Annotated in this window: 6 protein-coding genes; all 6 read left to right on the forward strand. The window is 70.6% G+C overall.

From position 1 onward, the window contains the following. Positions 1-3742 (forward strand): DNA-directed RNA polymerase subunit beta' (locus tag VLF38_RS08945; protein ID WP_325270919.1); only part of this gene is annotated, 3742 nt, incomplete at its 5' end. Positions 3743-3840: 98 nt separating this feature from the next. Next, entirely contained in the window at positions 3841-4872 is a 1032-nt protein-coding gene (locus VLF38_RS08950; protein WP_325270920.1) for an acyltransferase family protein, read from the forward strand. A gap of 24 nt (positions 4873-4896) precedes the next feature. Beyond that, entirely contained in the window at positions 4897-5781 is an 885-nt protein-coding gene (locus tag VLF38_RS08955; RefSeq protein ID WP_325270921.1) for an NUDIX domain-containing protein, read from the forward strand. Then, positions 5774-8683 carry an FAD-binding and (Fe-S)-binding domain-containing protein gene (locus tag VLF38_RS08960; RefSeq protein WP_414689377.1) on the forward strand — a complete coding sequence of 970 codons (2910 nt, stop codon included), beginning with the start codon at positions 5774-5776 and terminating at the stop codon, positions 8681-8683. Before VLF38_RS08955 ends, VLF38_RS08960 begins: the two co-directional genes overlap by 8 nt. A 251-nt stretch (positions 8684-8934) precedes the next feature. Next, the gene (locus tag VLF38_RS08965; protein WP_325270923.1) at positions 8935-10182 is read left to right on the forward strand and encodes an SAM-dependent methyltransferase; all 1248 of its coding nucleotides are present in this window, start codon (positions 8935-8937) and stop codon (positions 10180-10182) included. Next, the gene (locus tag VLF38_RS08970) at positions 10175-11170 is read left to right on the forward strand and encodes a hypothetical protein (RefSeq protein WP_325270924.1); all 996 of its coding nucleotides are present in this window, start codon (positions 10175-10177) and stop codon (positions 11168-11170) included. The genes VLF38_RS08965 and VLF38_RS08970 overlap by 8 nt, the downstream gene beginning before the upstream one ends. Positions 11171-11194: the final 24 nt, after the last annotated feature.

The raw sequence follows: 11194 nt of genomic DNA on the forward strand, positions 1-11194 counted from the left end.
GCTCAAGCCCGAGCGTGACGGCCTCTTCTGCGAGAAGATCTTCGGTCCCACCCGGGACTGGGAGTGCTACTGCGGCAAGTACAAGCGCGTGCGCTTCAAGGGCATCATCTGCGAGCGCTGTGGCGTCGAGGTCACCCGCTCGAAGGTCCGCCGCGAGCGCATGGGCCACATCGAGCTCGCCGCTCCCGTGACCCACATCTGGTACTTCAAGGGCGTCCCGTCGCGCCTGGGCTACCTGCTCGACCTCGCCCCGAAGGACCTCGAGAAGGTCATCTACTTCGCGGCGTACATGATCACCTCGGTCGACGAGGACGCTCGCCACCGCGACCTCTCCTCGCTCGAGGGCAAGGTCGACCTCGAGCGCAAGCGCCTCGAGGGTCGCCGCGACACCGCGATCGACGACCGCGCCAAGAAGTTCGAAGAGGACCTCGCCGCGCTCGAGGCCGAGGGCGCCAAGTCCGACGCCAAGCGCAAGGTCAAGGACGCCGCCGAGCGCGAGATGAAGCAGATCCGCGACCGTTCGCAGCGTGAGATCGACCGCCTCGACGAGGTGTGGAACCGCTTCAAGAGCCTCAAGGTCCAGGACCTCGAGGGCGACGAGCTGCTCTACCGCGAGATGAAGAACTGGTTCGGCAAGTACTTCGAGGGCCACATGGGCGCCGCGGCGATCCAGAAGCGCCTCCAGGACTTCGATGTCGAGGCCGAGGTCGAGTCGCTGCGCGAGACCATCGCGACCGGCAAGGGCCAGAAGAAGGTCCGCGCCCTCAAGCGCCTCAAGGTCGTCGACGCCTTCCGCAAGACCGGCAACCAGCCGATCGGCATGGTCCTCGACGCCGTTCCGGTCATCCCGCCGGACCTCCGCCCGATGGTGCAGCTCGACGGTGGCCGCTTCGCGACCTCCGACCTCAACGACCTGTACCGCCGCGTGATCAACCGCAACAACCGACTCAAGCGTCTGCTCGACCTCGGTGCGCCGGAGATCATCGTCAACAACGAGAAGCGGATGCTCCAGGAGGCCGTCGACTCGCTGTTCGACAACGGCCGTCGTGGTCGCCCGGTGACCGGTCCGGGCAACCGCCCGCTCAAGTCGCTCTCCGACATGCTCAAGGGCAAGCAGGGTCGCTTCCGTCAGAACCTCCTCGGCAAGCGCGTCGACTACTCGGGTCGTTCGGTCATCGTCTCCGGCCCGCAGCTCCGCCTGCACCAGTGCGGTCTGCCCAAGCAGATGGCGCTGGAGCTCTTCAAGCCGTTCGTGATGAAGCGCCTCGTGGACCTGTCCCACGCGCAGAACATCAAGTCGGCCAAGCGCATGGTCGAGCGCGCCCGCCCGGTCGTGTGGGACGTCCTCGAAGAGGTCATCACCGAGCACCCGGTGCTGCTCAACCGTGCGCCTACGCTCCACCGCCTGGGCATCCAGGCGTTCGAGCCGCAGCTCATCGAGGGCAAGGCCATCCAGCTCCACCCGCTCGTCTGCTCGGCGTTCAACGCTGACTTCGATGGTGACCAGATGGCCGTCCACCTGCCGCTCTCCGCGGAGGCGCAGGCCGAGGCCCGCATCCTGATGCTGTCGACGAACAACATCCTGAAGCCGTCGGACGGTCGCCCCGTGACCATGCCGACCCAGGACATGATCATCGGCCTCTTCTTCCTCACCACGGACCGTCAGGGTCCGGGCGAGGGTCGCGTCTTCGGCACGCCGGCCGAGGCGATCATGGCGTTCGACCGCAAGGAGATCTCCCTGCAGTCGAAGGTCCGGATCCGCCTGACGGGCGTCGTCCCGCCGCTCGGCTCGGAGATCGAGGGCGACACGTTCATCCTCGAGACCACGCTGGGCCGCGTCATCTTCAACGACGCGCTGCCCAACGACTACCCGTACGTCAACTACGAGGTGGGCAAGAAGCAGCTCGGCGCGATCGTCAACGACCTGGCGGAGCGCTACACCAAGGTCGAGGTCGCTGCGTCGCTCGACGCCCTCAAGGACAACGGCTTCCACTGGGCGACCCGCTCCGGTGTCACCGTCTCCATCGAGGACGTCGTCACGCCGGACGCCAAGGCCCAGATCCTCTCGGGCTACGAGGAGCAGGCGGCCAAGGTCCAGAAGCAGTTCGAGCGCGGTCTGGTCACCGACGAGGAGCGTCGCCAGGAGCTCATCGAGATCTGGACGCAGGCCTCCAACGAGGTCGCGAAGGCCATGGAGGTCAACTTCGACAAGGCCAACCCGATCTACATGATGGTCGACTCGGGTGCCTCCGGAAACATGATGCAGATCCGTCAGGTCGCCGCCATGCGTGGCCTCGTGGCGAACCCGAAGGGTGACATCATCCCGCGGCCGATCAAGTCGAACTTCCGTGAGGGTCTCTCCGTCCTCGAGTACTTCATCTCGACGCACGGTGCCCGCAAGGGTCTCGCCGACACCGCCCTGCGTACCGCTGACTCGGGTTACCTGACCCGTCGTCTGGTGGACGTCTCGCAGGACGTCATCATCCGCGAGGAGGACTGCGGCACCGAGCGTGGTCTGCCGAAGAAGATCGGCGTCCAGACCGACAACGGTGTGGTCAAGCACGAGCACGTCGAGGTCGCCGCGTACGCCCGTACGTCGGCGGTCGACGTGGCAGACCCGGCCTCCGGCGAGCTCCTCGTCGCGGCCGGCGAGGACCTGGGTGACGTCAAGATCGGCCAGCTGGTCGAGGCGGGCATCACCGAGCTCAAGGTCCGCTCGGTGCTCACTTGTGAGGCCCGGACCGGCACCTGCGCCAAGTGCTACGGCCGTTCGCTCGCGACCGGCAAGCTCGTCGACATCGGTGAGGCGGTCGGCATCATCGCCGCCCAGTCCATCGGTGAGCCGGGCACGCAGCTCACCATGCGTACCTTCCACACCGGTGGTGTGGCCTCCGCGGACGACATCACGCAGGGTCTTCCCCGCGTCGTGGAGCTCTTCGAGGCCCGCTCGCCCAAGGGCCGCTCGCCGATCGCCGAGGCCGCTGGCCGCGTCGAGATCGACGAGTCGGACAAGGCGCGCAAGATCCTGCTCACCCCGGACGACGGCTCCGAGGTCCAGGAGTACCCCGTCTCCAAGCGCTCGCGCCTGCTCGTCGCCGACGGACAGCACGTCGAGGTCGGTCAGAAGCTGATCGTCGGTACCGAGGACCCGCAGGACGTCCTGCGCATCCTCGGTATCCGCAAGGCGCAGGAGCACCTGGTCGACCAGGTGCAGAGCGTCTACCGCTCGCAGGGTGTGTCCATCCACGACAAGCACATCGAGATCATCGTGCGCCAGATGCTCCGTCGCGTGACGGTCATCGAGTCCGGCGACACGAACCTGCTGCCGTCCGACCTGGTCGACCGCGTGATCTTCGAGTCCGAGAACCGTCGGGTCGTCTCCGAGGGCGGCAAGCCGGCCTCGGGTCGTCCGGTCCTCATGGGCATCACGAAGGCGTCGCTCGCGACCGAGTCGTGGCTCTCCGCGGCCTCCTTCCAGGAGACCACCCGCGTCCTCACCGACGCGGCGATCAACGGCCGTTCGGACTCCCTGCTGGGTCTGAAGGAGAACGTGATCATCGGAAAGCTGATCCCGGCCGGCACGGGTCTGGAGCGCTACCGCAACATCCGGGTGGAGCCGACCGAGGAGGCCCGCGCCGCGGCGTACTCCGTCACCGGCTACGACTCCTACGACTACGACTTCGGTGCTGGTGGCCAGGTCGTGGCCGTGGACGACTTCGACTTCGGTTCCTACCAGAACTGATCTCGGCCACCTCAGACCGAGGGCCCCGTCGCGCAGCAGCGCGGCGGGGCCCTCGGGCATTTCCGGGGGTGGGGCGCCCGTCGGATACGGTCGATGGCGTGACTCGGGATCCATGGCTCGACAACCTGAAGATGACGCTGGTGACCCTCGTGGTCGTCGGACACGCCTTGACGCTGATGCCCGAGGAGGCGATCACCGAGCGGGTCTACGACTTCGTCTACTACTGGCACATGCCGGCGTTCGTGCTGGTCTCGGGCTACCTGTCGCGCCACTTCACCTGGTCGCGCAAGAACCTCACCAACCTGCTCACCGGTATCGCGCTGCCGTACGTCATCTTCGAGGGGCTGCTCGCGGCGTTCCGGATCCACGTCGGGCACGAGGAGGGCATCACCGACATCTGGCTCAACCCGCACTGGCCGATGTGGTACCTCGCGGCGCTCTTCCAGTGGCGGCTGATCACGCCCATCCTCAAGCTCCACTGGATCGCCCTGCCGTTGAGCGTGGTCGCCTCGCTCTGGTGGGGGACCGAGGGGTCGTCCTTCTTCGACCTCAACCGGACGATCGGCATGCTGCCCTTCTTCACGATCGGCCTCTACCTCCACGACGCCAACCCCAAGGTGCTCAACTTCCTGCGCACCAGCCACGGGCGCGAGGTCGGCGCCGGCCTCCTCGTCGGCATCTTCGTGCTTGCGGCGTTCACCGACGAGTGGACCGCGACCGGGTGGCTCTACTACTCCGACGCGTACGCCGACTTCGGTGTGCCCGCGACCGAGGGCATCCTGATCCGCGCCGCCCTGCTCCTGATCGCGACCGCGGGTGCGTTCGGGATCCTCATGGTCGTGCCGCGCCAGGACTCCTGGTTCGCCCACCTGGGGTCGGCGTCGCTGGTCGTCTACCTCTTCCACGGGTTCGTCGTGAGGGGAGCGATGTACGCCGGCTACGACGAGTGGGCAGCGACGGCGGGCAGCTGGGTCATCTGGCTGACGATCGTCGGCTCGATCGCGCTGTCGCTCCTTCTCGCCTGGCGCCCGGTGGCGAGCCGGCTGCTGTGGATCGCCGACCCGGTCGGCTCCTGGCGACGCCACCGCAAGCACCGGGTCGCCGCGGCGGACACCGCGACCGCTGGGTGAGGTCGTCTGCCCTAGGCTCGGCGTATGGGACGACTGCCGCAGCGCCAGCGCGTCGCGGCGTACGCCGTGATCATCCGCGACGGCCGAATCCTGCTCTCGCGACTGGCTGCACGGGTCACCAGCGGTGAGCTCTGGACGCTGCCCGGTGGTGGGATCGAGCACGGCGAGGACCCGCGCGACGCGGTCGTGCGCGAGGTCGCCGAGGAGACCGGCCTCGACGTGACGGTCTCGCGCGAGGCGCGGCTCTACTCGATGCACAACCGCCGGGCGCGGTTCGGCAAGGGGAAGGCCGACTACCACGCGATCCGCATCGTCTTCGAGGGCTGGGTCCCGGCCGACGCTCCGCAGCCACGCGTGGTCGAGGTCGACGGCTCGACCGCCGAGGCCGCCTGGCAGCCCCTGGGCGACGTCCTCGACGGCACCCTCCCGGTCACCCCGCTGGTCGTGGAGGCGCTCCGCGATCACGAGCACCACCGCCACCAGCGCGTGGCGGCGTACGCCGTCGTACGCCGGGGCGACGAGGTCCTGCTGACCCGGCTGTCGGGGCGGGCCCACCTGCCGGGAGCCTGGACGCTGCCGGGTGGGGGGATCGAGCACGGGGAGCGGCCCGCCGTCGGTCTGGCGCGCGAGGTCGCGGAGGAGTGCGGCGTGGTCTGTGAGGTCGGTGCGTTGCTCGACGTCCACGACGTGCATCTCGTCGGCACCGCACCCGACGGCCGGACGCAGGACTACCACGGCGTGCACCTGCTCTACGAAGGCTCCGTCCCGGACGGCGCGACGCCCCGCGTGGTCGAGGTGGACGGCACGACCGACGCGGTGGAGTGGGTCCCGGTCGCGGACGTGCTCGAGGGCCGGCGCGAGGTCCTCGACGTCGTACGCCACGCCCTCCAGCTGACCGCGGATGTCTGACGCGGCTGCTCTTCTCGAGGCCCTGCAGCGTGCAGGGGTGTCGGCATCGGCCTCGACGCTGGACCGCGCGCTGTACTCCTCCGACGCGTCGCTCTACCGGGTGGTGCCTGCTGCGGTCGCCCGTCCGCGGTCACGTGAGGAGCTCGTTGCGGCGGTCGTTGCTGCGCACGGGGTCGGCGTGCCGGTCACTGTGCGCGGCGCGGGGACCTCGATCGCAGGCAACGCGGTCGGGCCGGGCCTGGTGGTCGACGTCTCCGCGCTCTCGCGGGTGCTCGCGGTCTCGGCGTCCTCGCGCACGGCCGTCGTCGAGCCGGGCGTCGTCCAGGCACAGCTGCAGGCAGCGGTGGCACCGCATGGGCTCCGCTTCGGGCCGGACCCGTCGACGCACACCCGCTGCACCCTCGGCGGGATGATCGGCAACAACGCGTGCGGCTCGCGGGCCCTCGGCTTCGGGCGCACATCGGAGAACGTCCTGGGCCTGGAGGTGCTCTGGGGCAACGGGTCGGTGGAGACACTGGGCGCCCTGGGTCGTCCGCCTGAGGTCTACCAGGTTGGTACGCCTCAGGCGGACGATCTCCGCACCAGTGCCGAACTGGCGGCGCTGGGCGCTGCCCACCTCGCACCGATCCGTGAGGGCTTCGGGCACTTCGCGCGCCAGGGGAGCGGCTACGCGCTCGAGCACCTGCTTCCCGAGCGCTTCGCTCCCCACCGGCTCGTCGTCGGCTCGGAGGGGACGCTCGGCGTGGTGCTCTCCGCGACGGTGGCCCTGGTGCCGGAGCCGGCTGCGCGGGTGATGCTGCTGATCGGCTACCCGTCCATGGCCGAGGCGGCCGATGCGGTGCCGGCGGTGCTGGCTGCGGGGCTGCCCGGGCTGCTCGCACTCGAGGGGCTCGACGCACGGATCGTGGACGTGGTCCGGGCCCGCGGGGGAGCGGTGCCGGACCTGCCGCGAGGCGGAGGGTGGCTCTTCGCCGAGCTGGCCGCCGGCTCGGCGTCCGAGGCGGTCGCGCTTGCTGCGCGACTCGCTCCCTCCGCCGAGGGGCTCGACCACCGGATCGTGACCGACCCCGCCGAGCAGGCGGCACTCTGGCGGATCCGGGAGGACGGGGCCGGACTGGCCGGGCACTCGCTGGGCCGTCCGGCGTACTCGGGGTGGGAGGACGCGGCCGTGCCGACGGAGCGGCTGGGCGCCTGGCTGCGGCGTTTCGACGAGCTGCTCGGGGAGCACGGGCTGGACGGGGTGCCCTACGGGCACTTCGGCGACGGTTGCGTCCACGCCCGCATCGACTTCACGTTCGACGACGGGGGTGCGCGGTTCCGCGCGTTCCTCACCGAGGCCGCGCGGGAGGTGGCTGCCCTCGGCGGCTCGCTCTCCGGGGAGCACGGTGACGGACGGGTGCGCTCGGAGCTGCTGCCCCTGATGTACGACGAGCGGGCGCTGGCGCTCTTCGCCGCCGTCAAGCGGATCTGCGACCCGGGCAACCTGCTCAACCCGGGGGTGCTCGTCGACCCCGCGCCGCTCGATGCCGACCTGCGTCCGGCGCGTGCGGTCGCGTCCGTGCCCCTGGTGCTGGGCGCGGACCCGTCACTGGGGGAGGGGGTGCACCGCTGCACCGGCGTCGGAAAGTGCGTCGCCCCTGCCGGGGCTGGTGTCATGTGCCCCTCGTGGAAGGCGACACGCGACGAGAAGGACTCCCCCCGAGGCCGGGCCCGGGTGCTGCAGGAGGCGCTCGACGGCTCGCTGGTCCGCGACCTCGACGACCCGGCCGTCCAGGAGGCGCTCGACCTCTGCCTGGCCTGCAAGGGCTGCGCGCGCGACTGCCCTGCCGGCGTCGACATGGCGGCGTACAAGGCGGAGGTGCTGGCGCGCACGTGGAAGGGACGGCTCCGGCCACGTGCGCACTACACGCTCGGGAGGCTGCCGACCTGGCTCCGGCTGGTGCCGACCGGCATCGCCGCGCGGATGACCGCACGCGCGGCGGAGGGTGCACTGCTGGGCCGGGCGGCGGAGGGTGCGCTGCTGGGCCGGGCGGCCCGGTGGGTCGCCGGCGTCGACCCCCGCCGATCGCTGCCCGAGCTGCCTGCCCGCTCCCTCCGTGCCCAACGTGCGCCTGTGGTCACTCGAACTGGCGCTCGTGGTCACGCGAACCCGCAGCTGTGGTCACCCGATGTGTGGATCTGGGCGGACACGTTCACGGACCACCTGACGCCCTCGGCGGGGCTCGCCGCGATCCGGGTGCTGTCGGAGGCGGGCCTGCGCGCGGAGGTGATTCCCGCTGACGCGTGCTGCGGCCTGACCCGGATCACGACGGGCCAGCTCGAGGCGGCGCGGCGCATCGCGGCGCGGGCTGTCGATCGACTGCATCCCTATGTGGCGAGCGGGGTGCCGGTGATCGGCCTCGAGCCGTCGTGCCTGGCGACGCTCCGCGACGACGTGCCGCGGCTGGTGGCGGGGGAGCGGGCGCGAGCGGTCGCGGACGGTGTGAAGACGCTCGCCCAGCTGCTCACCAGCGTGGACGGCTGGACTCCACCGGACCTCGCGGGGGTCGAGGTCGTCGCTCAGCCCCACTGCCACCACGCCTCGGTACTGGGTTGGGAGGCAGACGAGAAGGTGCTGCTCCGCGCCGGCGCCACCGTGACGCGGGTCGAGGGCTGTTGCGGGCTCGCGGGCGACTTCGGGATGACGCCGGAGCACTACGACGTGAGCGTGGCGATCGCGGAGACGTCACTGTTGCCGGCGGTGCGCGAGGCCCTGCGGAGCGCGGGCCCCGACGTGGGCCGCGACGTCGTGGTCCTGGCCGACGGCTTCTCCTGCCGCTACCAGCTGGCCGACCTGGCCGGCGTGCGGGCGCTGCACCTCGCGGAGCTGCTCGCCGGTGACCACAAGCGCAAGGTCGAGTGACCACAAGCCCCACCTCGCGTGACCACAAGCCCCACCAGCGGTCGCTTCGGCTCCCGCACTCCTCCCTCGCTCGCCCAGGATCGAGCAAGCTCGACCTGGGACTCGCTCAGTCGTCGTCTCGGCGGGGCACAAGCCCCACCTCGGCGGGGCAATAGGATTCAGCCCATGCATCCTCGTTACCGCCGCCTGATCATCCCTGCGCTGCTGACGGGGCTGATCCTGATCGCGGTCGTCGCCAAGTTCGTCAACTGATGGCCGAACCGCTCCTCCGTGCCCTGATGCGGGTGCGTGCCCTGCTGCTCGACGAGCAGCAGCTGGTCCGCGCCGTCGCCTCCGGCCGCCAGCGCGGCACGACGCCGGCCTGGCGCCGCGCCGAGCTGCGCTACGTCGACCTCAAGGCCGGCCCACACCTCCAGATCGTCACGTACGACGCGACGCAGGCGCACACGCAGAATCACGCGGTCGGCGAGGCTGCCCGTGACGCTGTCGACGCCCTGCTGGACGTCCCGTTCGGCAACTGGCACATCGAGACCCTGACCGAGCAGCACCAGCTGCGCGTCACGAAGAAGAACGAGGCGCTGCTGCACACCACACCACGCCAGGCGGCCGCCGACGTCGACCGTGGTCACGACAAGACCAAGGAGCGGCTGCTCGCCGAGGACCACCCGGTGCTGCGTGAGCTCGGCATCTCCGACGTGCAGGGCCGGATCAAGCCGAGCCGTCAGGCGAAGTACCGCCAGGTCGAGGAGTTCCTCCGGCTGCTCGACGCCAGCGTCACCGACGCGATCAAGGCCGGTCACCTGCGGCGCCCGACCAAGGACGACCCGCTGCGGATCGTCGACCTCGGCTGCGGCAACGCCTACCTCACCTTCGCCGCACAGGCGCACCTCGGCGCGAAGCTTCCCGTGCACCTGACAGGTGTCGACGTGAAGCAGCAGTCGCGCGACCACAACACCGCGGTCGCCGAGCGGCTCGGCCTGGACATGGAGTTCGTCGTCGGCACGATCGCAGACGCCGAGCTCGCGCAGGCTCCCGACGTCGTGCTCGCCCTGCACGCCTGCGACACCGCCACGGACGAGGCGCTCGCCCGCGCCGACGGCTGGCAGGCCGCCCTCGTGCTCGCGGCCCCGTGCTGTCACCACGACATCGCTGCGCAGCTGCGCAAGGCGCGGACCCCCTCGCCGTACGCCATGCTCACCCGTCACGGCATCCTCCGTGAGCGGTTCGCCGACACCCTCACCGACGCCGTACGCGCGGCGATCCTGCGGCTGCTGGGCTACCGGGTCGACGTCGTGGAGTTCGTCGAGTCGGAGCACACCCCGCGCAACACCCTGCTCCGTGCGGTCCGCACCGGCGGTGTCGTCAAGGGCGGCTCGGTCCGCAAGGAGTACGACGACCTGGTCGCGACCTGGGCGATCCGCCCCCACCTGGCCGTCCTCACCGGCATCGCCGATGGTGGCGCCACGTCGCCCGCTGAGGATGTCCCGGCAGATGCGTAGCCTGCTCGTGGCCCTGCTGGTCGCAGCGCCGTTCGCGGTGGGAGCGGCCTCCGCTGCCCCGGACGACGACACCGCCGGCAGCCATGAGGTGACGACGTTCTCCGACACCGAGATCGTGGAGTCGTCGGGGCTGGTCGTCGAGGGCGACCTCGCCGTCACCATGAACGACTCCGGTGACGAGGCCCGGGTCTTCACCGTCGACCTGCGCACGGGCGACACCGTCGGCGTCACGCGGTTCGAGGGCGATGCCGACGACCTCGAGTCGCTGGCTCCGGCGGGCGCCGGACACGTCTGGGTCGGCGACACGGGCGACAACAACAAGGACCGCGCCGACATCGAGGTGACCCGGGTGCCCGTCGGTCGCGGCGACCGGTCGGTGGAGGGCGAGACCTTCCACCTCGCCTATCCCGATGGCGCGCAGGACGCGGAGACGCTGCTCGCGCACCCCGTCACGGGCCGGCTCTTCGTGGTGAGCAAGTCGCCGATGCGCGGCGCCGTCTACGCGGCTCCTGCGCAACTGCGGGCCGACGGCGTCAACGTCCTGACCCGGGTCGCCGAGGCGCCGGGGCTGGTCACGGACGGAGCCTTCCTGCCGGACGGCCGCCACGTCCTGGTCCGCGACTACGTCAAGGCGACCGTCCTGGCGCTCCCCGGGTGGCAGCCCGTCGCGGAGTTCGTCCTGCCGCGTCAGCAACAGGGCGAGGCGCTCGCGGTCCGTGCCGACGGCACCGTCTTCGTGAGCTCGGAAGGCGCGGACCAGCCTGTCCTGCGCCTCGAGCTCCCCACGTCGGCGACCGCAGCCCTCCGCGGTACGCCGGACCCCAGCGCGAGCAGCCCGCCCTCACCGTCCGCGCCGGAGACGTCGCCGGCGCCCGATCCTGCCGACAGCCCGGGTGACGACGACAGCGGTGGCCCGTGGACGATCGTCCTCTTCGGGGCGCTCGGTGTGCTTCTGCTCGGCGGCATCGTCCGCTTCCTGCGCGGATAGCGGCGGGCGCGTCCGGGGTACATC

The organism is Nocardioides sp. (assembly GCF_035481145.1).
GTDB lineage: Bacteria > Actinomycetota > Actinomycetes > Propionibacteriales > Nocardioidaceae > Nocardioides.